This is a genomic window from Synechococcus sp. MU1642 (assembly GCF_020514115.1).
Taxonomy (GTDB): domain Bacteria; phylum Cyanobacteriota; class Cyanobacteriia; order PCC-6307; family Cyanobiaceae; genus Parasynechococcus.
This window is the reverse complement of the sequence record NZ_VTKZ01000001.1, coordinates 114,347-137,130: the sequence shown is the minus strand read 5'-3', so window position 1 is coordinate 137,130 and position 22,784 is coordinate 114,347. Positions and strand designations below refer to the sequence as shown.

The 22,784-nt window shown below is 60.3% G+C and carries 28 protein-coding genes and 1 pseudogene; 15 read left to right on the top strand and 14 right to left on the bottom strand.

Annotation, left to right across the window (positions count from 1 at the left end; translation table 11 throughout):
* Positions 1-31: 31 nt before the first annotated feature.
* Positions 32-4,042: a magnesium chelatase subunit H gene (locus FZZ85_RS00805; RefSeq protein WP_226411256.1), complete on the bottom strand. Its 4,011-nt coding sequence runs from the start codon at positions 4,040-4,042 to the stop codon at positions 32-34.
* 117 nt (positions 4,043-4,159) lie between these two features.
* On the opposite strand from FZZ85_RS00805, the gene dapB reads away from it, so the two are divergent.
* The 5 genes from dapB to FZZ85_RS00780 are packed head-to-tail and all read left to right on the top strand — an operon-like array spanning position 4,160 to position 7,383.
* Positions 4,160-4,993, top strand: coding sequence for a 4-hydroxy-tetrahydrodipicolinate reductase (gene dapB / locus FZZ85_RS00800; RefSeq protein ID WP_226411254.1), 834 nt, complete (start codon positions 4,160-4,162; stop codon positions 4,991-4,993).
* A 10-nt stretch (positions 4,994-5,003) separates the two neighbouring features.
* Positions 5,004-5,660, top strand: coding sequence for a hypothetical protein (locus FZZ85_RS00795; protein WP_226411252.1), 657 nt, complete (start codon positions 5,004-5,006; stop codon positions 5,658-5,660).
* Positions 5,661-5,711: 51 nt separating this feature from the next.
* Positions 5,712-5,963 (top strand): high light inducible protein, encoded by a 252-nt coding sequence (locus FZZ85_RS00790; protein ID WP_186493572.1) that lies wholly within the window; start codon positions 5,712-5,714, stop codon positions 5,961-5,963.
* 41 nt (positions 5,964-6,004) lie between these two features.
* Positions 6,005-7,150: an FAD-dependent monooxygenase gene (locus FZZ85_RS00785; protein ID WP_226411250.1), complete on the top strand. Its 1,146-nt coding sequence runs from the start codon at positions 6,005-6,007 to the stop codon at positions 7,148-7,150.
* Positions 7,151-7,170: 20 nt separating this feature from the next.
* Positions 7,171-7,383, top strand: coding sequence for a DUF2949 domain-containing protein (locus FZZ85_RS00780; protein ID WP_226411248.1), 213 nt, complete (start codon positions 7,171-7,173; stop codon positions 7,381-7,383).
* On the opposite strand, the gene FZZ85_RS00775 is transcribed toward FZZ85_RS00780, so the two are convergent.
* Positions 7,374-7,928, bottom strand: a complete 555-nt coding sequence (locus FZZ85_RS00775; RefSeq protein WP_370631108.1) for an adenine phosphoribosyltransferase — start codon at positions 7,926-7,928, stop codon at positions 7,374-7,376. The genes FZZ85_RS00780 and FZZ85_RS00775 overlap by 10 nt on opposite strands.
* 7 nt (positions 7,929-7,935) lie before the next feature.
* Here FZZ85_RS00775 and FZZ85_RS00770 point away from each other — a divergent pair, with 7 nt between their 5' ends.
* Genes FZZ85_RS00770 through FZZ85_RS00760 form a run of 3 tightly spaced genes read left to right on the top strand, consistent with a single transcriptional unit; the run spans position 7,936 to position 9,534 of the window.
* A complete protein-coding gene (locus tag FZZ85_RS00770) occupies positions 7,936-8,484 on the top strand; it encodes a DUF3038 domain-containing protein (RefSeq protein WP_226411244.1) in 549 nt (182 codons plus the stop codon).
* A 7-nt stretch (positions 8,485-8,491) separates the two neighbouring features.
* Complete coding sequence (locus FZZ85_RS00765) at positions 8,492-9,106, top strand: DUF4335 domain-containing protein (RefSeq protein ID WP_226411242.1); 615 nt, start codon at positions 8,492-8,494, stop codon at positions 9,104-9,106.
* A 59-nt stretch (positions 9,107-9,165) separates the two neighbouring features.
* Positions 9,166-9,534, top strand: a complete 369-nt coding sequence (locus FZZ85_RS00760) for a hypothetical protein (protein ID WP_226411236.1) — start codon at positions 9,166-9,168, stop codon at positions 9,532-9,534.
* Here FZZ85_RS00760 and FZZ85_RS12120 read toward each other — a convergent pair.
* Positions 9,519-9,605: a hypothetical protein gene (locus FZZ85_RS12120; protein WP_226411937.1), complete on the bottom strand. Its 87-nt coding sequence runs from the start codon at positions 9,603-9,605 to the stop codon at positions 9,519-9,521. The genes FZZ85_RS00760 and FZZ85_RS12120 overlap by 16 nt on opposite strands.
* A 757-nt stretch (positions 9,606-10,362) precedes the next feature.
* Between FZZ85_RS12120 and FZZ85_RS00750 the strand changes: the two genes are divergently transcribed.
* Complete coding sequence (locus FZZ85_RS00750) at positions 10,363-10,575, top strand: hypothetical protein (RefSeq protein WP_226399187.1); 213 nt, start codon at positions 10,363-10,365, stop codon at positions 10,573-10,575.
* A gap of 166 nt (positions 10,576-10,741) precedes the next feature.
* Here the strand turns inward: FZZ85_RS00750 and FZZ85_RS00745 are convergent, their stop codons facing one another.
* From FZZ85_RS00745 to FZZ85_RS00735, 3 genes are all read right to left on the bottom strand, one after another.
* Positions 10,742-10,963, bottom strand: coding sequence for a hypothetical protein (locus FZZ85_RS00745; protein WP_041435027.1), 222 nt, complete (start codon positions 10,961-10,963; stop codon positions 10,742-10,744).
* 124 nt (positions 10,964-11,087) lie between these two features.
* Positions 11,088-12,341, bottom strand: a complete 1,254-nt coding sequence (gene arsJ, locus FZZ85_RS00740) for an organoarsenical effux MFS transporter ArsJ (RefSeq protein WP_226411234.1) — start codon at positions 12,339-12,341, stop codon at positions 11,088-11,090.
* Positions 12,338-13,360 (bottom strand): ArsJ-associated glyceraldehyde-3-phosphate dehydrogenase, encoded by a 1,023-nt coding sequence (locus FZZ85_RS00735; RefSeq protein WP_226411231.1) that lies wholly within the window; start codon positions 13,358-13,360, stop codon positions 12,338-12,340. The genes arsJ and FZZ85_RS00735 overlap by 4 nt, the downstream gene beginning before the upstream one ends.
* Positions 13,361-13,421: 61 nt before the next feature.
* On the opposite strand from FZZ85_RS00735, the gene FZZ85_RS00730 reads away from it, so the two are divergent.
* The 3 genes from FZZ85_RS00730 to FZZ85_RS00720 all read left to right on the top strand — a co-directional run bounded on the left by FZZ85_RS00730 (position 13,422) and on the right by FZZ85_RS00720 (position 15,448).
* Positions 13,422-13,739: a metalloregulator ArsR/SmtB family transcription factor gene (locus FZZ85_RS00730; protein WP_226411229.1), complete on the top strand. Its 318-nt coding sequence runs from the start codon at positions 13,422-13,424 to the stop codon at positions 13,737-13,739.
* A 2-nt stretch (positions 13,740-13,741) separates the two neighbouring features.
* Positions 13,742-14,359 carry a DUF938 domain-containing protein gene (locus FZZ85_RS00725; RefSeq protein WP_226411935.1) on the top strand — a complete coding sequence of 206 codons (618 nt, stop codon included), beginning with the start codon at positions 13,742-13,744 and terminating at the stop codon, positions 14,357-14,359.
* Positions 14,360-14,422: 63 nt separating this feature from the next.
* Positions 14,423-15,448: a mechanosensitive ion channel family protein gene (locus tag FZZ85_RS00720; RefSeq protein ID WP_226411226.1), complete on the top strand. Its 1,026-nt coding sequence runs from the start codon at positions 14,423-14,425 to the stop codon at positions 15,446-15,448.
* Here FZZ85_RS00720 and FZZ85_RS00715 read toward each other — a convergent pair.
* Both FZZ85_RS00715 and FZZ85_RS00710 read right to left on the bottom strand, forming a co-directional pair.
* Positions 15,409-15,723, bottom strand: coding sequence for a Tat pathway signal protein (locus FZZ85_RS00715; RefSeq protein ID WP_226411224.1), 315 nt, complete (start codon positions 15,721-15,723; stop codon positions 15,409-15,411). The two genes, FZZ85_RS00720 and FZZ85_RS00715, sit on opposite strands and share 40 nt — an antisense overlap.
* A 38-nt stretch (positions 15,724-15,761) precedes the next feature.
* Positions 15,762-16,166 (bottom strand): hypothetical protein, encoded by a 405-nt coding sequence (locus FZZ85_RS00710; RefSeq protein WP_226411222.1) that lies wholly within the window; start codon positions 16,164-16,166, stop codon positions 15,762-15,764.
* A gap of 55 nt (positions 16,167-16,221) precedes the next feature.
* Between FZZ85_RS00710 and purS the strand changes: the two genes are divergently transcribed.
* From purS to FZZ85_RS00695, 3 genes are read left to right on the top strand one after another with little or no spacing between them, the layout of a single operon-like run.
* Complete coding sequence (gene purS / locus FZZ85_RS00705) at positions 16,222-16,476, top strand: phosphoribosylformylglycinamidine synthase subunit PurS (protein WP_226399180.1); 255 nt, start codon at positions 16,222-16,224, stop codon at positions 16,474-16,476.
* Complete coding sequence (purQ, locus tag FZZ85_RS00700) at positions 16,473-17,123, top strand: phosphoribosylformylglycinamidine synthase subunit PurQ (protein WP_226411219.1); 651 nt, start codon at positions 16,473-16,475, stop codon at positions 17,121-17,123. The genes purS and purQ overlap by 4 nt, the downstream gene beginning before the upstream one ends.
* On the top strand, positions 17,123-18,076 hold the full coding sequence (locus FZZ85_RS00695; protein WP_226411217.1) for an LD-carboxypeptidase: 954 nt from the start codon (positions 17,123-17,125) through the stop codon (positions 18,074-18,076). The genes purQ and FZZ85_RS00695 overlap by 1 nt, the downstream gene beginning before the upstream one ends.
* Positions 18,077-18,163: 87 nt before the next feature.
* On the opposite strand, the gene fba is transcribed toward FZZ85_RS00695, so the two are convergent.
* The 6 genes and pseudogenes from fba to FZZ85_RS00665 form a co-directional block, all read right to left on the bottom strand.
* Positions 18,164-19,237: a class II fructose-bisphosphate aldolase gene (gene fba, locus FZZ85_RS00690; RefSeq protein WP_115025231.1), complete on the bottom strand. Its 1,074-nt coding sequence runs from the start codon at positions 19,235-19,237 to the stop codon at positions 18,164-18,166.
* A gap of 60 nt (positions 19,238-19,297) precedes the next feature.
* On the bottom strand, positions 19,298-20,380 hold the full coding sequence (locus tag FZZ85_RS00685) for a Gfo/Idh/MocA family protein (RefSeq protein WP_226411215.1): 1,083 nt from the start codon (positions 20,378-20,380) through the stop codon (positions 19,298-19,300).
* A 1-nt stretch (position 20,381) separates the two neighbouring features.
* Positions 20,382-20,753 (bottom strand): hypothetical protein, encoded by a 372-nt coding sequence (locus tag FZZ85_RS00680; RefSeq protein WP_226411213.1) that lies wholly within the window; start codon positions 20,751-20,753, stop codon positions 20,382-20,384.
* Positions 20,750-21,631: an acetyl-CoA carboxylase, carboxyltransferase subunit beta gene (gene accD, locus FZZ85_RS00675; protein ID WP_226411211.1), complete on the bottom strand. Its 882-nt coding sequence runs from the start codon at positions 21,629-21,631 to the stop codon at positions 20,750-20,752. The genes FZZ85_RS00680 and accD overlap by 4 nt, the downstream gene beginning before the upstream one ends.
* 54 nt (positions 21,632-21,685) lie before the next feature.
* Positions 21,686-22,451: pseudogene (locus tag FZZ85_RS00670) on the bottom strand (A24 family peptidase).
* A 17-nt stretch (positions 22,452-22,468) separates the two neighbouring features.
* Positions 22,469-22,756 (bottom strand): hypothetical protein, encoded by a 288-nt coding sequence (locus FZZ85_RS00665; protein WP_226411933.1) that lies wholly within the window; start codon positions 22,754-22,756, stop codon positions 22,469-22,471.
* Positions 22,757-22,784: the final 28 nt, after the last annotated feature.

The following is a 22,784-nucleotide window of genomic DNA, read 5'->3' as shown; positions in this document are numbered from 1 at the left end:
CTCTGGCTGATGTTCAACGCTTGCTTGAAGGTCAGTCGGTGACAACACCCTCAATCCGATCTTCCACTTCCTGATACAGCTCCTGCAGCTGCTCGATGTTCTCGTCTGAGGTTTCCCAGTAGCCGCGACCATGAACCTCAAGAAGCGTGCCCACAATCTGGCGGAAGCTGTTGGGGTTCAATTCCAGAAGACGCTTGCGCATCTCCGGGTCGTTGATGAAAGTCTCGTTGGCTTCCTCGTAAACGAAGTTGTCTACGGCACCACTGGTTGCACTCCAACCCAAAGTGAAGTTGAGGCGCTTGGCCACCTCTCGCACACCCTCATAGCCAGAGTCGAGCATGCCTTCGTACCACTTGGGATTCAGCAACTTGGTGCGTGAATCCAGGCGGATAGTTTCACTCAACGAACGAACCTGCGCATTGGCCGTGGTGGTGTCAGCGATGTAGCTGGTGGGAGCTTTGCCGTCATCACGGAGGCCAGCGATCAGCTTGGTGGGATCGGAGTCGAAGTAGTGGCTCACATCGGTGAGGGAAATCTCAGCCGAATCCAGATTCTGGAAGGTCACATCCGCCGTCTTCATCACATTCTCGAACACTTCCCGCTTCTGGTTCATCTCACCAGGGTTGTCGGCATTGAAGGCAAAGGTCTTGCGGGAGAGGTACATCTCCTGCAGCTCACCTTCCTCCTCCCAGGTGCTGTTCTCCACCGCAAGGTTCACGTTGGAGCTGTAGCTGCCGCTGGCGTTGGAGAACACCCGACAGGCCGCATCACGCAGGCTCATGCCTTCTTTCTCGGCCTGCTCAAGGGCGTGCTTGCGTACAAAGTTCTGCTCCAGGGGCTCGTCGGCCTCTGCAGCCATCTTCACGGCCTGATCAATCAGGGCCATCTGGTTGATGAACAGATCGCGGAACACACCCGAGCAATTCACCACCACATCAACACGGGGACGACCGAGTTCTTCAAGGGGGATCAGCTCAAGCTTGTTAACCCGACCCACGGAATCAGGCATCGGCTTGACACCGACGAACCAGAGAATCTGAGCCAGGGATTCGCCATAGGTCTTGATGTTGTCCGTTCCCCAGAGCACGCAAGCGATTGTCTCGGGCCAAGTGCCCTGCTCCTCGCGCTGACGCTCAATCAACTTGTCAACAACACTCTTGGCTGCAGCCACCGCGGCACGGGTGGGAATCGCCTGCGGATCCAGCGCGTGGATGTTCTTGCCGCTAGGAAGCACACCAGGATTCCGAATCGGGTCACCACCAGGGCCCGGAAGGATGTATTCACCATCCAGCGCCTTCAAGAGACTCTCCATCTCCATGTCGGCACACACCTGCTCGAGGCAGAAGCGCAGATAAGCAAAGAGTTTGTCGAGCTCGGTGGAATCGATCTGAACGAAACCGGCCGTACAACAAGCCCGCAACCAGGGTGAGGGAAGCTTGAAGCCAAACTTCGCCAGCAGGTCGTAGAACCAACCAAAGCTGTTGCGCAGGCTGACACGACCATCACGACCGGTGAGGGTGCGAACCATGGCACCGATCGCAGCGCGAGATGTCTCCGTGATCGTGCGGTTGAGCTCGACATCAGCGAGCACGCCCTCGTCGTTGCCTTTGTAGATGTCTTCAATGGAGCGACCCATCGCCTCAGCCAGCAGACCGGGGAGTGAGCGCAGGCCATCCTCCTCACGCTCAAGAGCAGCGATGCTCACCAACGTGGCAACTGCTTCCTCCGCGGTGGGAGGCTTACCAATGGTGTGCAGGCCACAAGGAAGGAGACGGCTTTCAATCTCCATCAACTGGCGATAAACGGCACCCACCAGGGCATCGCGTCCCTCCAATTCGAGGGTCGAAGCATCTTCCTCAGGAAGGTCGACGTCCTTATCGAGGTTGCACTGACGTGCCGTCTCAACAATCGTGTTGACGATCTGAATGCCGCGGCCGCCCTCACGGAGCTGCTGGTAGGAACCAACCAGCTCACCCAGTTCCTTCAGGCCCTTGTAGAGACCGGCGTTTTCGGCAGGAGGGGTGAGGTAACTGATGGTGGAGGCATACCCCCTCCGCTTGGCAATGGTGGCCTCGGAGGGGTTATTGGCGGCGTAGTAATAAAGATTGGGCAGCGCACCGATGAGTGAATCGGGATAGCAGGTTTCGCTCATGCCCATCTGCTTTCCGGGCATGAATTCGAGGGAGCCGTGGGTGCCGAAATGCAGCACCGCATCAGCCTTCCAGATCTTCTGCAGGTAGGTGTAGTAGGCGGCGAAGCCATGATGAGGGCTTGCACTACGGGAGTAGAGCAGGCGCATCGGGTCACCTTCGTAGCCAAAGGTGGGCTGAACACCGACGAAGAGGTTGCCGAAGTGGCGACCGAAAACCAAAAGGTTCTGGCCATCGCTGTTGAGGTTGCCAGGGGGCTTACCCCAGTTCTCTTCAAGCCGCTCGGAGTAAGGAGTCAGGCGCTCGTACTCCTCAACGCTCATCCGATGGGCAATGGACAGCTCCGGGGAGCCCTGCATGGCATCGGCGTCATTGATGACGGCCTCCAACAGCTCTCGAGGAGTTGAAGGCATGTCCTGAACGTCGTACCCCTTGGCCTTCATCTCCTGCATCACCCGATGGATGGAGCCGAAGACGTCGAGGTAAGCCGCCGTTCCGACATTGCCCTTGTCGGGAGGGAAACTGAACACGGTGATCGCCAGCTTCTTTTCGTTTCGGGGCTTGATCCGCAGTGATGACCAGCGGATCGCGCGCTCAGCAATGGCATCAACCCGATCTTGGAGGGTATGAGCTTTGCCGGTGGCGTCGTCGCGACCAGACAAAACGATGGGCTCGATGGCACCATCAAGTTCCGGAATGGCGATCTGCAAGGCCACCTGCACCGGGTGCAGGCCAAGGTCGCTCTGTTCCCACTCCTGGGTGGTTTGGAAGACGAGAGGAAGCGCAACCATGTAGGGGCGGTTGAGCTTTTTCAGCGACTCAATCGCCTTGGGGTGGTCCTGGCGGGCCGGGCCTCCGACCAGCGCAAAACCGGTGAGGGAGACGATGCCGTCCACCAGGGGCTGCTCGGGATTCAGCGGGTCGTAGAAGAAAGCGTTGACAGGCTTTGAGAAGTCGAGGCCACCGCAGAAGATCGGAATCACGCGGGCGCCACGGAACTCCAATTCCTGGATGGTGGCCACATAATGCGCATCGTCACCGGTGACGATGTGGCTGCGCTGCAGCACCAGGCCAATCACAGGTCCTTTGCGGGCTTCCTCAGACAGGTCTGAGCGACTGGAGTTCCAGTTCAGATATTCCTTGAGGTCCTCGAACATCGAGGGAGCCAAGGGATGCCAGATCCCGAGGTCGGGGAACACTTCGGGCTCCGCCACGTCCATCGCTGGACGCTCCTCACCTTCTGCGGCTGGGAAGACGTACTTGTCCGCCAGCATCAACAGGAAGTTGCGGAGGTTGTCGGGAGTACCGCCCAGCCAGTACTGGAAGCTGAGCATGAAGCTGCGGGCATCCTGCGCCTTCTCGACTGGCAGGTACTTGAGGACGGTGGGCAGGGTGTTCAGCAGCTTGAGCATCGCGTCCTGGAAACCAGCACCTCCGGCCTCCTTCCGCTTCTTCATGAAGCCTGCGATGGCGCTCTTGCTCTGGCCGAGCTGGGCCATCGAGAAGCTGCCCAGCTTGTTCAGCCGCATCACTTCAGGCATGGACGGGAAGACCACAGCCGCCTTGAGTCGTTCGCGGTGTGGGGCAACGGCGTCTACAACCTTCTGAGCCAGATCTTCAATGAAGATCAAGGAGGCGACAAAGACATCAGCCTCAGCCACATCGGCACAGAAGCTGGCGTAATTGTCGTCGTCGCGGAGTTCTTCGATCAGATAGCCGCTCAGTTCGATCCCGAGATCGCCACTTGAGGCATTCAGTGCCGTCGCAGCCTGAGTGAGGGCGTTTTGATACTGGGGCTCCAGCACCACATAAACCGCTTTCATCACGGACTTGTGGTTCTGACCCTCCACAGGAGCAACTCGGCGATCGGCGGAGCGGACCTGTGTGAACATTTGGGCGCTTTTAGCAATGTAAAGAACCTTACGGTGACTGGCCCTAGGGACGCGAGAATTTCTGATCGGCCGTTACACGAGCCGACCCATAGGCTTTGAAGCGTCTGCTGCGCTTTCATGACCGCTCCGATTCCCGTCGTTGTCGCCGGTGCCTTGGGGCGAATGGGCGCCGAGGTAATCAAGGCTGTGGTGGGGGCCCAAGACTGCAGTCTGGCTGGCGCCATCGACAACACACCCGGCAAAGAGGGGGCCGACGTGGGCCTGGAGCTGGGCTTGGGCGAGCTTGAGGTGGCCGTGACGGCTGATTTCGAAGGCTGTCTCTGCGCTGTGAGCCAATCGGTGCGGGACAGCGGCAGCGGCGCCGTGCTGGTGGACTTCACCCACCCTTCCGTTGTGTACGAGCACACCCGAGCGGCAATCGCCTACGGCGTTCATCCCGTGATCGGAACCACGGGGTTATCCCCGGAGCAACTCAACGACCTCACCGAGTTTTCGGTCAAAGCGTCCGTGGGTGGGGCCGTGATCCCTAATTTTTCAGTGGGCATGGTGCTTTTGCAGCAAGCGGCAGCCGCAGCGGCACGGTTTTACGACCACGCGGAACTGACGGAGTTGCACCACAACCGCAAGGCCGACGCCCCCAGCGGCACCTGCATCAAAACCGCTGAGCTGATGGAAGAGCTGGGGAAAAGCTTCAATCCCGAGGAAGTGGACGAGCACGAATCCTTAGCGGGTTGCCGCGGTGGACAGCGGGACAGTGGTCTGCGGCTGCACTCTGTGCGGCTGCCGGGCCTAGTGGCTCACCAGGAAGTGATGTTCGGTGCCCCGGGGGAGACCTACACCCTGCGTCACGACACGATCGATCGCTCCGCCTATATGCCAGGCGTGCTGCTGACAGTGCGCAAGGTGGGCAGCCTCGGCAGCCTTGTGTACGGCCTTGAGCGCCTGATCTGAAGGCGACACCATGCTCATTCCCCTTCGCCCCGGTGAACTGCAACGGCTAATCCCTGCCGTTGCCACCGCCAACCAGTTCCGCTTCTCCCTCGGCAACCCCCAGGAGGTGCTGCAGCGCCTGATGATCGCCGCCATCGGTGGAGTCATCACATTCCTGATCTACAACCAAGCGCAGCTCGGTAGCCGCTGGGGACCCGTCTGGCTGGTGATCAGCGTCGTTTTTTTCCTATATGTGCTGTGGGGCCCAATCGTTCAGGCCGGCCAGCGCAACGCCACCCTGCGGCGATATCCCTCGGCTGCACTGTTTGAGGGTGAAGTAGCGGACGTGATCACCCGAGAACGGGTGGAAAACCGCCACGAGCAGGCCGACAGCCGAGGCCGGCTGGAACTCGTGGAGAACCGACGCACATGGATGCTGCTGGAACTCGAAGACGAGGAGGGCTATCTCGGCAGAGTGGCATTTCCGATGGAGAAAAAGCACCAGTCGATCCGACGCGGCAGCGTGATCCGCTGCCTAGTGCTTAGTGAGCGCAAGGATTTCTCACAGATAGGAGCCCTCAGCGATGCTTGGCTGCCGGGCATGCGGATGTGGGTTGGCGAGTACCCATTCCTGCTCCGTCCAGCCTTTGAGGAGCTCTGCCAACTCCGCTTAAACAGCCGCAGCTGAATATTTCTTAAACCTGGTTTACACTTCTTATTAATTCAAGCGGTGGCATCCATGTCTCAGTCCTCACCTTCCACTCCTGTCGTGCGCGGTGCGCAGGTCACCATGGAAGACGGCGGCCGCCTCAACGCCTTTGCCACGGAACCCCGCATGGAAGTGGTTGAAGCGACGCAGGGTTGGGGTTTTCATGACCGCGCCGAAAAACTGAACGGCCGCATGGCCATGCTTGGCTTCATCGCTCTGCTCGCCACCGAGTTGGCCCTGGGTGGCGAATCCTTCGTTCACGGGCTGCTCGGCCTGGGCTGATTGCCTCGCGCTGGATTGGGATGGCTGGCCAGACTCCCCGAATGGTCCCTTCCCTTCCAGAAATTCATGTCTTGGGCGCTGGTCCCACCGGCGCCCTTACAGCTCTTGCTCTCGGTCTCCGAGGTCAGCGCGTGGTCCTGTTTGACCCGCTGACGTCATCGGAATTGCAGGCCAGAAGTCGCGCCTATGCCATCACCCACTCCAGTCGTCGGTTATTGACAAATCTGGGGCTCTGGCACGACCTGCACGATGCCTTGGTGCCCTTCCGTGACCTTGATTTGCGAGATGGGGCTACCAACTCACGCGTTCTCTTCGGCCAGGACGATCTGGCATCAGCCAATCGGAACCATGACGGCATTGGATGGATCCTCGATCACCGGCCATTGATGAAGCTGCTGCTGGCACGGCTGGAGGCCAATGCAAACGTTGCAATGCACCTGGCAGAACCATGCCCTGGTCCAAACGCTGATGCCCTGATCGTGGCGGCTGATGGACCGCGCTCCCCCACGCGAGAGGCCTGGGGCATCAGTCACTGGGGCATCCGCTATCGCCAGGGATGTCTCACCGCAAAAGTTGTCCTACGGGGACTCCCCCACGACAGGGCCTGCGAGTTGTTTCGTCCGGAAGGACCCCTCGCCGTTCTGCCTTTGGGTCAGGGAATCTTCCAAGTGGTGTGGAGTGCACCCTGGCAGCGTTGCCAGCAGCGCAGCACGCTGCAAAACAGTGCATTTCTCGATCAGCTGGCCGCTGTTCTCCCGCAGGGGATTGAACCGGATCGCCTGCTCGATCAACCCCGTGCTTTCCCTCAACAATGGCTGCTGGCTCGCCGCTTTCATCGCGGACGGGGCGTGCTGATCGGCGAAGCAGGCCACCGCTGCCATCCCGTGGGAGGCCAAGGGCTCAATCTCTGCTGGCGAGATGTGGAAGGTTTACTGAGCGCCGTGGAGCGGGGCGGCAGCGCTGCAACGATCGCTCGGCACTACGGGATGAGCCGCTGGCTTGATGTGCTCCAGGTGGGTTTGGCGACGGATCTTCTGGTGCGAGTGTTTTCCAACCGCCAACCGCTGCTGCTTCCCCTGCGGCGTTTGGCACTGCTGCTGCTAAAAGAGTTTTCTGTGTTACGCCGACTCAGCCTGCGGGCCATGAGTGACGGTCCCATGCAGCTCTGGCAGGCCTTGCCAAACTGAATCCAGCGCGGGTCGCGACCATGGTGATGTCCAGCCAGCGGCAACCTCCAGCAACCGACGCGCTGCTGCACTTTCTGCAGCGCCGTTTGGGGTTGAGTCCCAGCGCCCTGGAACTGGGGCAACGCCAGGCGGAACTGGAACAAGCCCCCCTCCCGATTGTGCTTTGGAGCTTCGGGTTGTTGAGTTTGAAGCAGTTGGAGGAGGTGTTCGACTGGCAGAACAGTCAGCCGTAGCGCAACAACACTTCCACGGGTTGGCCTGAGGGCAACGCCTGGCGACCTCCGAGCCCCTCCAGCTCGATCACAAAAGAAAAACCCACCAAACAACCCCCGGCTTGCTCCACCAGCTGTCCTGTCGCCGCAGCCGTTCCACCGGTGGCAAGTAGATCGTCCACCACCAAGACCCGGGGTGAATTCTCAAAGGCATCGGCTTGAATCTCCAGCCGATCGGTGCCGTACTCGAGGGCGTAGTCCAGACCAACCACCTCGCCAGGCAGCTTTCCGGGCTTCCGCACAGGCACGAAGCCAATTCGTCGGTCGCTGGCCAAAGGAGCCCCAAAGATGAACCCCCGGGATTCGATCCCCACGATCAGATCCGGCTTCACCTGGTCGCAGAACCGGCCCAGCTGTCGAATCACCTCGGCCATGGCCTCGGGCGAACGCAGGAGTGGGTTGATGTCTCGAAACAGAATTCCAGGCTTGGGAAAGTCTGGAATTGAACGAATGTGCGACTGAAGATCCAAATCCAGGTGACGCAATGGCGGTGCCCCTGGCATCATCTCAGCCATGACTGAAGCTCCAGCCCCAAGCGCACCCACCGACGGCTCGCGTCTCAGCCGGCGGGGCGTCGAGCGCCTCGACCTATTGCTGCTGACCATCGAGGCTTTGGATCTCAATGGTGGCGAGGCGATGGTCTGGACCAGCCAGCAGATGGGCCTTCAGGCGCAATTCCCTAACCGGGTTGAACTCTGGAAGCGGCGCTGTCATAACCCCCTTCGGCGGACCACCCGGCGGGACCAGCTCGACCCAGTGGACGCCGAATCCCTGATCTGCCTGGTTTGTGCCATGGCAGATCGGCTCTACCCATTGCTCCACCAACTCCTCTCGAGCCGCGAGCCGGAACAGCTCACCCAACAGCGTTGGCAGTTGTTCCACGAGCGTCTACGCGACCTCATCGAAGAGCGGATGAATCAGCGGCGGGAAGCGGTTGTTCGCCTTCTCACGATGGAGCCGGCGGGCTCTCTGCACCGCGAACTGATCAGCACCCTGGCGTTCTGCGCAGGCCCAGGAGGAATCGATCGACTCCGCGCCACCCTGCTCGACCCCACGCCCTAGGCCGACCATGTTGAAAACGACCTACCAATACGAACAGACCGCGGCAAGGCTGGTGGTTGAGGGCTTTCCCGACCTCTCCGCCGGCCATTCCAATGAGGCGATCGGCATCCTGTCGTCCTGGCGGCTGCAGTTGGTCGGAGCACCGGAACTAGAAGGCACACGGGATCATCTGGAGGCTCTGATGGGAGCCGTGATGCCCTACGCCAGACATCGCTTGTCCGGAGTGCAGCGCCGTTTTGGCCAGGAGAGTGGTTTTGTAAGCATCGCGCCGGATCAGGCCAACCATCGACTGGAACTGCGCAGCAGCAGAGAGGGCGTTGAGCCGCTGCAGCTCAAGCTCGATGACGCCGAACTGGCCGATCTGGTGCGTTGCCTCGATCGCTTGCGGCTGGACAGCCGGGTCAAGCTGACCTGGACGTTCCCCGAGGACCGCCCCTTGAAGCGTCAAGAGATCGTCGATCGCGTTCCTCTGCAGAAACGCCTTGGACCACCCCTTCTGGCTGGAGTCGCTCTGGCGTGCACCATCGCCACGGCATGGCTTGTTCCTCTACCTCATGAGACCAAGGAGTCGTCGCCGGTGCCCGCACCAGTAGAGAAGCCTGAAACGCAGTCAGACCGTTGACGTGCAGGAAACACGCTTCAGAATCGCCGCATTAATGGCTCACTGATCAGCACCATGCCATGAGGAAGGCACGCCGTAGCAGCAAACTCGATCAACGACGGGTCTTCCGCCCCCGTCGTCGGTTCCCCTACAGCGCCGTGCTGCGTCAGTTCACGGTCGTCGTTCTGATGCTGGCTGCGGCAGCCGGGATCGCTGTGCTTCTTCATCAGTTGCCCCAGCAGGTCGACATCATGCTGCTGCTGAGCACGGCCATCGATGATCTGATTGGCGGTGTTCAGCAACTGCTGGAAGCCATGCTTGGGCTCGCCGCCATCGTGCTGATCGCTGGCATCGCGCTCTTGGCCGGCATCCTCTTGCTTGGTGCGCTCTGGAGGTTGATTCGCATTATCCGCCTGGTGATCTCGCCCCCCGCTCAAGGCCGGCGCTGAGGCGGAGCCAGAGAGCGCTGATGGTTCCACAACTCCTCAAGCGTCACGGTTCCATCCCGATCACCATCCAAAACATTGAAGTTGCGACTGATCCATGCGATGCGCTTGGCTTCCTCTGGATCCAAGCGAAGATTCCGGTCGCGGTCGGCCTGGCGGAGATGGTGCTTCAGGCGTGAGCCAGTGGGCTATGAATCCTGAAGACGTAGGTCCTTCAAAGGAAGATAGGAACGATTTTTCTGCCGCTTGAGCACACGGCTCAAGGCACGTCGACCCTGCACTTCTGTCGGCCTCAGACAGACCGTTGGGTTTCGATTAGGCCAATGCCATCGAAATCCTTGCAATCCAAATCAGTACGCAAACCAACAGAACAAATAGATCAACAGTGATAAGCCAAACACCAATATCCCGATCGATGTTTTAATCCGCATCCACTTTTGTCCCATTTGTAGGGAACCATCACCACGATCATAAAAAATGTCAAAGCGGCATACACAACCAAGGTGTGCTTGGGCTGCTCCTTAGCAGCCAACGTACTGACACCATGCCAGAAGAAGGTCAGCATCGAGGCATAGGACGAAATCGCACCAAGGTTCTAAGCAACTCTTTGCGCTTTTTGAGTTGACCAGAAATCGATTATTGAAGGCGGATCAGAGACAATGAAGGGCCAAGAACTTCAACATAGCGACTAGATCTTTTTACTCACACTCCAATGAATCTCCTCATGAGATGGAGTGTCACGCGCAGCGGGCTTGAGCCCATACAGCAGCACGCTTTAAGGTGGCCAACCATCCAGTCCTGCAGGTTTTGCTCGGTTCCTGGCAAGTCCTAATGCGGTGTGTCGCGAGCGCACTGTTCCTGGTGGCCCATGGACTGCTGGTGCTGGAGCACATCACCATTGGAACGGCACTCCATGGGATCGCGGAGTTGTTCCTTGCCCCTTGGGCGATCCGCCACAAAGCATGGGACATCATCGTGATCGGACTGATTTTCTGCGTCTTCGACCTGTGGGGAACGCTGCGTCTGACCGGCGTGTTGGTCTAAAACCCTTCAACCACTCAGCCGCTGGGACCACAAACCAAACAGCTGCCACGACGACCAGAGGAACATCCCAAGAAAAACCCAGTTCAGCCAAGCCGGACGTCGTTCGTTTTCAAACATCTCTCAAGACAGCGAAAGGCGACACCTGACCTTATCGGTGTAAACCGGATCACTTCGCCGAAGAACTCCAATCGGCGGAACGAAACGACACGTTGGCGCCACCACTACGTTTCAAGTCGTGCATGCCCTCCAACTGGTTGTAGACCGACAAAAGCTGTCGGCGCATGTGGTCGGTATGGGGCAGATCAGCGATCAAACGCAGCACATCCTCCAAGGATCGCTTGGCATCGATCACCAAACGACAATCGGGGCTGCCGGGCTCGTCACGCATCAGATCAAAAGCGAATACATCTATTCAGCAGAAAATGCCTGCTCGTGGGTGTCTAAATCCCTACCAACACGGCGATATTCAGCAGAAATTCATGGTTTGTCCCCAACGTCCACCACCCATGCATTCATCCCGCGGCGTTTCGCACCGCTGGCAGCCTGAGGCTGCTGAACCACGACAACAACACCAGCAGGGATGAAGCCCAGAGACAAGCCTGCATGCCCGCGGCTTCGGTTCTGCCGAGCATGAACACCGCTCCCGAGAGCAACGTGCCCACGAGTCGCCCGGCAGCATTGGCCATGTAATAGAAGCCCACGTTGAGGCTGACGTTCTCCGCATCGGTGTACGCCAGCACCATGTAGGAGTGGATCGACGAATTCATCGCGAACACCACGCCGAAGGCGGCAAGGCCTCCAGTGATGGCCACCGCCACATCCACCTGGCGCCACAGCGCCACCGCGATCAAAGCCGGTATTGCCGTCAACAACGCACTCCAGAACTGCACCGCAGACACTCCCGGGGATGTGGTCTGCCCCCAGAGTCGTCGAAGTGCCGGCGCTGATCCCTGAACGATGCCGTAGCCAATCACCCAGAAACCGAGAAAGCCACCGATCTCCCCGAAGCTCCAGCCCAGGGAGGCCTCGAGGAACACCGGCAAAGCCACCACAAACCAGACATCCCGGGCACCAAACAAAAAGAAGCGCGCCAGAGACAGCACGTTGATGCCCTCGGATTTCGAGAACAGCGAGGAGAAGGCCGGCTTGGACTTCATCTTTCCGATCTCCCTGGGCAGCACCAGGGTGAGCAGGAAGGCAAGGGCGAGGCCTGACGCCATCCAGCCCACGGCAGCATTGAAGCCAAAGGAGGTCAGCAGCACTCCACCGAGAAAGAAGCCCACACCCTTGAGAGCGTTCTTGGACCCCGTGAGGATCGCCACCCACTTGAACAGCTGCTGCTGCCCCTGCTGCTGATCATCCGGAGTTTCTGGCACCACCGTCTTGATGGCACTCTTGGCGCTCATCTTGTTGAGATCTTTGGCGATGCCGCTGATGGCCTGAGCGGCCATCACGTAGATCACGCTCAACAGTTTCGGCCAACTGGCGGCGACGGGCATCAGCATCAGCAGCGCCAAGATCTGCAGCAGCGTGCCCACCCAGAGGGTGAGCCGAAGACCGTATCGGGCCCCAATCCATCCCCCGTAGAGGTTGGTGATCACCCCGAACAATTCGTAGAAGAGGAAGAGGAACGCAATCTCGAGGGTGGTGTAGCCGAGCTGATGAAAATGGAACACCACCAGCATGCGCAGCGCTCCATCGGTGAGCGTGAACGCCCAATAGTTGGCGGTGACGATGCCGTACTGCTGCAGGGGGGAAAGCCTCATGCCTCCAGTCCCACCACGTGGCAGGCGAGGTCAGCCATGCGGCAGCTGTAGCCCCACTCGTTGTCGTACCAGGCAAACACCTTCAGCTGGTTGCCATCCACCACCATCGTCGAGAGGGCATCGACAATCGAGCTGCGGTTGTCGTTGGTGTAATCGCACGACACCAACGGGCGTTCCTCGTAACCCAGAATTCCCTTCAGCGGCCCTTCAGCAGCTGCTTTGAAGGCGGCATTCACCTGCTCCACCGTGACGCTCTGCTTGAGCTCAAACACCGCATCGATGAGTGATCCATTCAGCAGAGGAACGCGCACAGCATGACCGTTGAGCTTGCCCTTCAGCTCGGGGAAGATCATCGCGATCGCCTTGGCCGAGCCGGTGGTGGTGGGGATCAGTGAGGTGAGGCCGGAGCGCGCCCGGCGTAGATCGGTCTTGAAGGAATCGACCGGCACCTGGGTGTTGGTGATGTCGTGAATGGTGGTGATCAGCCCGTGCTCAATGCCGAAGCTTTCGTGCACCACCTTCACCACCGGCGCCAGGCAGTTGGTGGTGCAGGAGGCGGCCGTCACCAACTTGTGCCGCGCCGGTTCATAGAGGTGGTGATTGATCCCGTAAACGATGTTGAGCGCGTCCTCACCGGCGATCACACCCTTCACGGGACAGGCCACCACCACACGCTTGAGGCCCAGCTGATCGAAATAGGGATTGAGAGTCTCCGGCGTTTTGATCTTGCCGCTGGCCTCGAGCACCATCTCCACCCCCCGATCGCTCCAGGGCACGGCGGTGGGATCGCTTTCACTGGACCAGGTGAGTGCGGATCCCTCCACGCTGAATCCATCAGCGCTGCTGGTGATTCCTCTATCCCAGCGACCATGCACAGAATCGAACTCCAGCAGGTGGGCCGCCGTTGATGCATCGCCAGCGGGATCATTGACGTGCACCAATTCGATGCCAGGCCGGCCCCAGAGGGCCCGGAACACCAGGCGACCAATCCGCCCAAAGCCGTTGAGGCCGATGCGCATGCCGAACCCCAATCATCCATCAAATTATGTTGATCCAAGCAGATCGGGCGATGCGGCTCTTGTGATCCAGAACACCCTCAATGTCGAGCAGTCGAGGCAGCTGTTCAAAGCACTGGCCGACCCGATCCGCCTCGACGTGATCCATGCATTGGCGCAAGGCGAACGATGCGTCTGCGACCTCACCGGTGATCTCAACCTCTCCCAGTCGAAGCTCTCGTTTCATCTCAAGGTGCTTCGCGAAGCAGGGCTGCTGACAGACCGACAAAGCGGCCGCTGGATCTACTACCGCCTGCAACCGAACGCCCTGGCAGCACTGGAAGCCTGGCTGGCGGAGCTGCGCCTTCATTGCAGCCAGAGCGCTGCCCCCTGCCCGAGCTGACGATGGACCAACGGCTTTTCTTCCCAGCCACAGAACGCAATCGAGGCCCCATCGGAGATCTGCTGAACCAGCTGTTGCCTGCCTCAGGGGCCGTGCTGGAACTGGCCAGCGGCAGTGGTGAGCACGCCACCTGTTTTCAGCAACGCTTCCCCCATCTGCGCTGGCAAGCCAGCGATCCAGATCGAAACCATCGCGCCAGCATCGACGCCTGGATCCAGCACCAGGGTCTGAGCCAGGTGATGCCAGCAGCTCTCAACATCGATGTTGAGAAACGCCCCTGGCCCCTGCCCCAGACCATACGAGGAGCACTGAACGCTGTGGTTTGTATCAATCTGCTGCACATCAGTCCAGCCAGCTGCACTGATGCCGTGCTGGAGGAATCCGCCCTGCTACTCCCCAGCGGAGCCCCCTTGATCATTTACGGACCGTTCATGCGCAATGGTGCTCACACGAGTGCAAGCAATGCAGCCTTCGACCAATCCCTTAGGGAACGCAACCATCGGTGGGGGTTGAGGGAGCTGAATCACGTAACAGCCATCGCCGCCAATGCAGGCTTCAAAACCGAAAACGTGCTCCCCATGCCCGCCAACAATCTGAGCCTCGTTTTTCAGCGCGCTTGAGCCCGATCTTGTTGCCAGCTTCAGCAAGGCCATCGACAATCACGCTTATATCCGGTGCGCGCGATGGATCCGACTGGTGTTTTAACAACGCTGCTGATCGGTTCAGCCATCACCCTGGCCCTGGTCTTCCTATGTAGGACGGTTTTTCCTCGGTTCACGAAGCGGAGCAAAACCGACTTCGACGACTTTGTGCTCAACGCCTTAGCCGCTTCGGTGGTGCCTTTCGGTTTGGTGGTCACCCTGATCCTTGCGCAGGATGATTTGGGCTTGCCCAACAACATCGAAAGGGCCTACAACACATCGCTACGGATTGTTGGCACGGTCATTCTTATTCGGTTGGTTAACCGAATCGGAGCTCGATTCCTTTTCGGATTGGCACGCCGTGCAGGCGCAGATGATCTTCAAAAACTCCTCCAAAGCCTGCTCCCGCTGCTAAGAACCGTGGTGTGGGCTATCGGCTCCTTGGTGCTGCTGCAGAGCCTGGGCGTGAAGATGACGGTGATCTGGGGTTTGCTCAGCGCCGGCGGCATCGGCATCGGCTTGGCCCTGAAAGAACCTGCCCAGGAATTGTTCGCTTATCTGATGATTCTTCTGGACAAGCCTTTCACCGTTGGGCAATTCATCACGGTGGGCTCAACTTCGGCAACGGTGGAACGCATCGGTGTTCGCTCCACCCATCTGCGCAGCCTGCGCGGTGAACAAGTGGTGATGAGCAACTCATCCCTTACAGGCTCCACCATCCTCAACTTCGCCGAAATGGCACAACGCCGGATGATCTATTCGATTGGCGTCACCTACACCACATCAGCCGAGCAGATGAAGGCGATACCAACGATGATTCAAGCCATCATCGATGCTCAGGAGCACAGCACCTTCAACCGCTGCCACTTCACCGAATTCGCTGATTCAAGCTTAAATTTTGAACTGGTTTATTACATCGACACCCGCGATTTCACGGTCGCTATGAACGAACAGCAAGCAATCAACCTCGGAATCATGGAGGCCTTTGCAGAAGAAGGCATCGATTTTGCCTTCCCGAGCCGGACGCTCTACCTGGAGGGAGATTCACTCACTGGTAAAGCCTCCTGAGCCGTCGGCACGGCAGCACGCCAAACGACACCGGCGATCAACAGGGCCGAGGCCGCCACAGCAGCGACCAGGGGAATCAAGCGTCGACGCCCAGGACTGGGCCCAAGAGCGATCTGGCCTGAGATGTTGTCGCGTCGTGACGCCAGGAATGCCCCCTGCCGGCATTGGGTGCACACCGTTTTGGCGACCCCTGCACTCTTCAACTTGAAGCCGTAACGACCAGGGATCTCAACGGGTGTTCCACAGCTGGAACAAGGGAGAGAAAAAACTGCCATGGGGAATCTGCCCTCAATTCAGATCTATCACTCCGGTTTCACTCCAGCGGGATGACACCCGTGGCACAAACCGAACCCCAGCAGAGGCTGTGATCCACCGTCCAGAAGGGCTGCACCTCGAGCCAGTCTTCAGCCTGACCAACCCGCATCATCATCTGACCGCTGCCGTCATGGACAAATTCGACGCGCTGCTGATTCCAGGTCAACACCCAGCGCTCTCCAGGACTGGAGGCAACCATCCGACAGGGACTCCAGGCCTGCTGAGCAATCCGGCAACGCATCGAGGCCGCTGCTGCTGAGCTGCCATCTGCTGAGCTGCCAATCAGCAGCAGAGCAGCTGTCCAGAGCTGAATGCGAAACACAGACACCGACTCGGCAACACACTGGCTAGAGGCCTCCTTTTCACCGTGGGGGCGGGCGATGGTCACGCCGTTGAGGCGCACCGGATCTCTTCAGGGTTTGGTGTCTGTCAGGATTTGATCAGACCAGTTGCTGATCGTGCCGCGTTTTCAAGCCCGCGTCCTCGTGCGTCTGCGCCCCTCTGTGCTCGATCCAGCCGGAGAAGCAGCGCGTGGTGCCGCTGAACGACTTGGGGTGGAAGGCCTCAGCAAACTGCGCATCGGCAAAGCCGTGGAAATGGAGCTGGAGGCTCCTGATGAAGCCGAAGCCCGCCGCAGGTTGGAACTGCTCAGTGATCGCTTGCTGGCCAACCCGGTGATCGAAGACTGGACCCTGGAGCTGGAGCAGTCATGAGCATCGGGGTCATCGTTTTTCCAGGCTCGAACTGCGATCGGGATGTGCAATGGGCTACTGAGGGTTGCCTGGGGATAAGCACGCGCCGGGTCTGGCATGAGGAGACCGACCTCAGCAGCTTTGACGCCATCGTTTTGCCAGGCGGTTTCAGCTATGGCGACTACCTGCGTTGCGGTGCCATTGCCCGCTTCGCGCCAGCCCTGCAGTCCTTGATCGACTTTGCAGCCAAGGGCGGTCGCGTGCTCGGCATCTGCAACGGATTTCAGGTGCTCACAGAACTGGGGCTCCTCCCCGGTGCACTCACCCGAAACCGGGATCTGCACTTCATCTGTGAGGACGCACCCCTCAAGGTGGTGAGCCAACGCACGGCCTGGATGCAGGGGTACAACGACGGAGCCCTGACCCTTCCGATCGCCCACGGTGAAGGCCGTTACCAATGCAGCGATGAGACGCTGAAGCAGCTTCAGGACGAAGACGCCATTGCCCTCAGCTATGGCAACAACCCCAATGGGTCGGTGTCCGACATCGCGGGCATCACCAATGCCAGCGGCAGTGTTCTTGGCCTAATGCCCCACCCGGAGCGGGCCTGTGATCCAGCCACGGGAGGAACCGACGGCCGCCGCATGCTGGAAGCCCTGCTGGGCTGATGCCAACCAGACGGACGCTGCTGATTTCAGGGGCATCCACCGTCATCACTGCCCTGCTCTCCCCCCTGGGCATGGCTGCCCAGCGCAGGCTGAAACCCCTCAAGCCTGGATCGCGCATCCGCACCGTGAACCCCGGCACCTGGATGGATCCGGACACCGATCTGCAGGCCTTGCGCGAACGCTGTGATGAACAGCAGTGGCATCTGGAGACTCCCAAAGCCGTCACCCGTCAATGGCGCTATTTCTCGGGAACCGACCAGGAACGGGTTCAGGATCTGAAGTCAGCCTGGAATGATCCAACCGTGGATGCCGTGGTGACCCTTGGCGGTGGCTGGGGGGGCGCCCGTGTGCTCGAAGCTGGGTTTCGCTTTCCGCGACATCCCAAATGGAGTCTGGGGTTCTCCGACACCAGCTCCCTACTACTGGCCCAGTGGGCCGCTGGGCTACCGGGTGCCATCCATGGATCCAGCGGCGGCAGTGAGGCGCAGTGGCAACGCACGGTGGATTTGCTCTGCGGACATCCTGTGGCGCCCCTGCTGGGCGAGTCACGACGACGGGGAATTGCCCGCGGCCCTTTGGTGGTCACCAACCTCACCGTGGCGACCCACCTGATCGGCACGCCCTGGCTTCCCTCCCTGAAGGGGGCCATCCTGGTGCTCGAAGACGTGGGCGAAGCGCCCTACAGGGTCGATCGGATGCTGACCCAGTGGCGCAGCGCAGGCCTGTTGCAGCACTTGGCAGGGGTGGCGTGCGGTCGCTTCAGCTGGGCAGAAGACGACATCCTTCCGGGTGATTTCACGATGGACGAGATCCTTGAAGAACGGCTTGGCGATCTCGGTATTCCACTGGTGCTGAATCTGCCACTGGGCCATGGAGGGCCCAACCAGGCCTTGCCCCTGGGAGCGCAGGCGCAACTGGATGGCAACCACGGCCGTCTCAGCCTGATGGCCTGATCAAAGGCTGACTCCGCTCACGAAGGAGCAGCGCAACAAAAAAGGGGGCCTTTCGGCCCCCGGTGATCGATCGTTTGATCGTGATGATCATGCAGCGACGGCAGCCTTGGGATCGAGAGCGCCCTTGGCGTACAGGCCGGCGAAGTGGGTGATGCTCTGCTGCTGGATCTTGCTGGCATTGCCGGCAGCCCAGAACTGCTGATAGCGGTCGAGGCAGACCTGCTTCATGTACTTCCGAGCCGGCTTGTTGAAGTGGCGGGGATCGAAGTTGGCAGGGTCAGCCATGGCGGCTTCACGCACAGCGGCGGTGAAGGCCAGACGGTTGTCGGTGTCAATATTCACCTTGCGCACACCGTTTCGGATGCCTTCCTGGATTTCTTCGACGGGAACGCCGTAGGTCTCAGGGATGGAACCACCGTGCTTGTTGATCATCTCCAGCCATTCCTGGGGAACGGAGGAGGAGCCGTGCATCACCAGGTGGGTGTTGGGGATGGCTTTGTGGATTTCAGCGATGCGGCTGATGGCCAGCACTTCACCTGTGGGCTTGCGGGTGAACTTGTAAGCGCCGTGGCTGGTGCCGATGGCGATGGCCAGAGCGTCGCACTTGGTCTTGGCAACGAAGTCGGCAGCCTCAGCGGGATCGGTGAGCAGCATGTCCTTGGACAGCTCGCCCTCGAAGCCGTGGCCGTCTTCTGCTTCACCCTTGCCGGTTTCCAGGGAGCCCAGGCAACCCAGCTCACCCTCAACGCTCACACCCACGGAGTGAGCGAAGTCCACCACCTGCTTGGTGACATTGACGTTGTAGTCGTAGCTGGCGGGAGTCTTGGCGTCTGCTTCCAGGGAACCGTCCATCATCACGGAGGTGAAACCGTTGATGGCAGCGGAGTAGCAGGTGTCAGGGGCGTTGCCGTGGTCCTGGTGCATCACCACGGGAATGTGGGGATAGGTCTCGGTCGCGGCCAGGATCAGGTGACGCAGGAAGATCTCGCCGGCGTAGCTGCGGGCACCGCGGGAAGCCTGGAGGATCACAGGGCTGTCGGTCTCGTCAGCCGCTTCCATGATGGCCTGGACCTGCTCCAGATTGTTCACGTTGAACGCAGGAATGCCATAGCCGTTCTCAGCGGCGTGGTCGAGCAGGAGCCGAAGCGGAACGAGCGCCATGGATAAATCCTCGGAGGGTTGGGGTCGTCGAAGACGAGTCGGCGGCAACTTTACCGCGTGTTACGCAAGATCCAATGTGCCGAGGGCAGCCTGATCGCAAGCCACACGACTCGCCACGCCCTCGGCCAGTCCAGGCAGCATCGGTTGCCCACTGCGAATGCTCTCGGCCCACCCGCCCAGCACCCGCACCACAGGGGCGATCCGGCCATCCGACCAGGTTTGCGGGAAAGCGAGGTCGGCATCGGGCTCCACCGCGCGGAAGGGCTCACCGAGCGGGGCGTGCTGCAGCTCAAAGCCATGGACGTAGTCCTTCTGATTGGTGCTGCTGAGCAGCAGCGATCCCGAGGACCCCACCACATCCAGGCAGAACCCGCGACCGTTGCGTGACACGGAACTGAGGCTGACCTGTGCCGGCACCGGCAGGTCTTGCCTTCCCTGCCAATGGGCAACGGTCTGCAGCAGCGACACATCGGGGGCATCCACGGCGGCCAGACCACCATCGCGGCGGGGGCGTTGCTTGATCGAAACACTGTTCAAGGCCTCAACGGCCCCCAGGGGACCGATCAGCCAGGCCAGCATGTCCATGGCATGGGTTCCGAGGGCTCCAATCACGCCGCCGCCCTGATCCGCCTGGGCATACCAGTTCCAGCCGCGCTGGGGATCGGCACGGCTGCCCATCAACCAGTCGAGCTTCACCAGCCAGGGGGTACCTACAGCACCGGCCTGCAAAAGGCGTGCGGCCTGCATGAACAGGGGAACGGCACGGTACTCGTAATCCACAGCCACCGATAGTCCACGTGCCAGGGCCAGCCGCTGCAGCTCCCGGGCTTGATCGGCATGCAGCGCGATTGGCTTCTCCAGCAGCAGGTGCTTCCCCGCCTCCAGGGCCCGACGAGCCAGGTCAAAGCGGGGGGCCGGGGGGGTAGCGATGATCACCGCGTCCACCGCGGGATCGGACAGCAGAGCATCCCAGTCGCTGAATCCCTTCAAGCCATGGGCGGCCGTGGCGGCATCCAAGCGCTCCTGGCGCGGGTGCCAAAGCGCCACTGCCTCAAGATCAGTCGCTGCAGCAAGGGCCGGCAGGTGCACCTTCTCCCCGAAGCCGAGACCGGCTACGGCAACACCAAGGGGTTGTGGGGACATCTCAGCTGGAGAGGGGTTCGGTGCAGACAGCCTCAATCACGGAGGTGATCAGCCCGTCATCCCCGGCAGGCTGCCATTGGGCACGAAAACGCGGCAAACCATTGACCTGTTTGTCGCGATACAGCTCCTGGGAGCAGTCCAGCTGCATCACATAGAGCTCTCCGGAGGGCTGATCTCCATCTTCGGTGGCCGCTGGGGTGAACCGGCTGAGCACGGTTCGGTATCCATCCCGATCGATGCGCACACTGCCGCGGTCCCACCACTGCTGGCCCGCGTCGGTGGCAGGCACCTCAATCCATTCGACGGGGCCCGCCAGCACGGGAGCGACCCAGCAGACCAAGGCCAAGATCAGAACACAACCAGCTCGGATCATGCGCTGGTGAGCTCCATCGGTTTGCAGCCATGCAGGCGCAGAAGATTGGCCAGGGTGGAGCGCAGCTGTGTGCGAGGAACGATCGTGTCCACGAAGCCGTGCTCCTGCAAATATTCAGCCGTCTGGAAATTGTCAGGAAGCTTCTCCCTCAGGGTCTGCTCGATCACCCGGCGCCCAGCAAAACCAATCAAGGCCTTCGGTTCCGCCAGGATCAAGTCGCCCAGCATGGCGAAACTGGCGGTCACACCTCCCGTGGTGGGGTGGGTGAGCAAGGGCATGTAGAGCAGCTCGGCTTCGCGGTGACGTTCCAGCGCGCCGGAGATTTTCGCCATCTGCATGAGGCTGAGCATCCCCTCCTGCATCCGGGCACCGCCGGAGGCACAAACGATCAGCAGCGGCAGCTTGCGGGCGGTGGACTCCTCGATCAGACGGGTGATTTTCTCCCCAACCACCGAGCCCATCGATCCACCCATGAAGCGAAAGTCCATCGCTGCCAGGCCCATGGGGATGCCTTCCACACGGCAGAGCCCGGTGACCACACCATCTCGCAGCCCCGTCGAAGCCTGACTTTCCCGCAGCCGGTCGGCATAGGCGCGCCGGTCTTTGAATCCAAGAGGATCCACCGGTGCCAGATCCGCATTCAGCACCTGGAAGCTGTCGGGATCCGCAATCAGTGCGATGCGTTCAGAACTGTCGATCCGGTGGTGATAGCCACAGTTAGCGCAAACACTGGCATTGAGTTTCAGGTCTTTGAGATAGACGACCTGAGCACATTCCGGACACTTGCTCCAAAGACCATCGCCTTCATCCGGTTCCTGCTTGACGTTGGCGACGTACTGACCCTTGCGGCGATCAGCAAACCAATCGAACAGAGACACACAGGGCCGTCAGCTCACACCATTAAAAGCCGGCCCGGGAATAGAGCTGGTTCATCAAGCGCCCAACAACATCAACCAGGTGCTCCACCACCACTGCGGACCGGTCAGCCAGACCAGCCAAATGCCCAGGGCGATGAAGGGACCGAAGGGGAACGGTTCCCTAGGGCCCAGCCGGCCACTGAGGCGAGCGGTGCTTCCGACCAATGCTCCCGACACAACCGCAAGGGCCATCGCCGCTGCGATGCCCCCGGGGCCCAGCCATGCCCCACCCAACGCCGCCAACTTGGCATCGCCCAGGCCCAGCGCGGGCTGTCCCAACAACTGTTCGGCCAGGGCACTGAGACCTTCCAACAGCAGCAAGGCCAGCACCGCGGTGATCAAATGGTTCGCCAGAACAGGGATCCCAGCAGCAGTGCTGACGAGCAAGACCAGCACCACCCCCCATCGGCACAGGGGCACCGGCAACCAAAGGTGATTCAGATCGATCAACACCAGCGGCAAAAGCAGCGCGATCAAGGGGAGACCAGCCCAGGGGAGCCAGAAATCAGACAGGCTCCCTCCAGCACCAGGCAACACCAACAGCGCCGAGATCCAGAGACCGGCACTAAGGGCTTCCACTACGGGGTAACGCCAGCTGATCGCTGCATCACAGTCGCAGCAGCGCCCCCTCAGCAGCAGCCAACCAAGCAACGGGGTTGTCATACCAGCGGATGGCATAGCCGCATTTGGGGCAGTGGCTGCCGGGGAAGACCACCGATTCCTGGCGGGGCAAGCGCCAGGCCACCACATCGGTGAAGCTGCCGACGCAGGCGCCCAGCAGGCCGGTTCAAGCCAGAATCAACCCTTCCATCGGGTCCGACCACGGCTCGTGCGCCCCCGGATCAGATCGATGACAATAAATTCTTCATCCGGCAGAAGAACAGGGGTCTCAAAGACCACCCGACCATCGGGGTCTTGCGTATCCACCACCACGCCGAGGGGCTCCTGCCCTGCAGGGCTGCTGGAGAGATACGCGAAATAAACTCGACGGGCCTGGGCGATCAGAGAGCGGCTGTCAATACGGTCCCAACGGGGAGTCGATGGCGCCCCCGAGGCTCCACGGATTTCAAAGGAGGGCGTTGGCAAAGAAATAGAGCCCACCTGATCACTCAGA

Excerpts from the sequence above, each read along its gene's own strand:
- FZZ85_RS00805 (WP_226411256.1), bottom strand. The coding sequence starts at position 4,042 with ATGTTCACACAGGTCCGCTCCGCCGATCGCCGAGTTGCTCCTGTGGAG.
- dapB (WP_226411254.1), top strand. The coding sequence starts at position 4,160 with ATGACCGCTCCGATTCCCGTCGTTGTCGCCGGTGCCTTGGGGCGAATG.
- FZZ85_RS00795 (WP_226411252.1), top strand. The coding sequence starts at position 5,004 with ATGCTCATTCCCCTTCGCCCCGGTGAACTGCAACGGCTAATCCCTGCC.
- FZZ85_RS00790 (WP_186493572.1), top strand. The coding sequence starts at position 5,712 with ATGTCTCAGTCCTCACCTTCCACTCCTGTCGTGCGCGGTGCGCAGGTC.
- FZZ85_RS00785 (WP_226411250.1), top strand. The coding sequence starts at position 6,005 with ATGGTCCCTTCCCTTCCAGAAATTCATGTCTTGGGCGCTGGTCCCACC.
- FZZ85_RS00780 (WP_226411248.1), top strand. The coding sequence starts at position 7,171 with ATGGTGATGTCCAGCCAGCGGCAACCTCCAGCAACCGACGCGCTGCTG.
- FZZ85_RS00775 (WP_370631108.1), bottom strand. The coding sequence starts at position 7,928 with ATGATGCCAGGGGCACCGCCATTGCGTCACCTGGATTTGGATCTTCAG.
- FZZ85_RS00770 (WP_226411244.1), top strand. The coding sequence starts at position 7,936 with ATGACTGAAGCTCCAGCCCCAAGCGCACCCACCGACGGCTCGCGTCTC.
- FZZ85_RS00765 (WP_226411242.1), top strand. The coding sequence starts at position 8,492 with ATGTTGAAAACGACCTACCAATACGAACAGACCGCGGCAAGGCTGGTG.
- FZZ85_RS00760 (WP_226411236.1), top strand. The coding sequence starts at position 9,166 with ATGAGGAAGGCACGCCGTAGCAGCAAACTCGATCAACGACGGGTCTTC.
- FZZ85_RS00750 (WP_226399187.1), top strand. The coding sequence starts at position 10,363 with ATGCGGTGTGTCGCGAGCGCACTGTTCCTGGTGGCCCATGGACTGCTG.
- FZZ85_RS00745 (WP_041435027.1), bottom strand. The coding sequence starts at position 10,963 with ATGCGTGACGAGCCCGGCAGCCCCGATTGTCGTTTGGTGATCGATGCC.
- arsJ (WP_226411234.1), bottom strand. The coding sequence starts at position 12,341 with ATGAGGCTTTCCCCCCTGCAGCAGTACGGCATCGTCACCGCCAACTAT.
- FZZ85_RS00735 (WP_226411231.1), bottom strand. The coding sequence starts at position 13,360 with ATGCGCATCGGCCTCAACGGCTTTGGGCGGATTGGTCGCCTGGTGTTC.
- FZZ85_RS00725 (WP_226411935.1), top strand. The coding sequence starts at position 13,742 with ATGGACCAACGGCTTTTCTTCCCAGCCACAGAACGCAATCGAGGCCCC.
- FZZ85_RS00720 (WP_226411226.1), top strand. The coding sequence starts at position 14,423 with ATGGATCCGACTGGTGTTTTAACAACGCTGCTGATCGGTTCAGCCATC.
- FZZ85_RS00715 (WP_226411224.1), bottom strand. The coding sequence starts at position 15,723 with ATGGCAGTTTTTTCTCTCCCTTGTTCCAGCTGTGGAACACCCGTTGAG.
- purQ (WP_226411219.1), top strand. The coding sequence starts at position 16,473 with ATGAGCATCGGGGTCATCGTTTTTCCAGGCTCGAACTGCGATCGGGAT.
- FZZ85_RS00695 (WP_226411217.1), top strand. The coding sequence starts at position 17,123 with ATGCCAACCAGACGGACGCTGCTGATTTCAGGGGCATCCACCGTCATC.
- fba (WP_115025231.1), bottom strand. The coding sequence starts at position 19,237 with ATGGCGCTCGTTCCGCTTCGGCTCCTGCTCGACCACGCCGCTGAGAAC.
- FZZ85_RS00685 (WP_226411215.1), bottom strand. The coding sequence starts at position 20,380 with ATGTCCCCACAACCCCTTGGTGTTGCCGTAGCCGGTCTCGGCTTCGGG.
- FZZ85_RS00680 (WP_226411213.1), bottom strand. The coding sequence starts at position 20,753 with ATGATCCGAGCTGGTTGTGTTCTGATCTTGGCCTTGGTCTGCTGGGTC.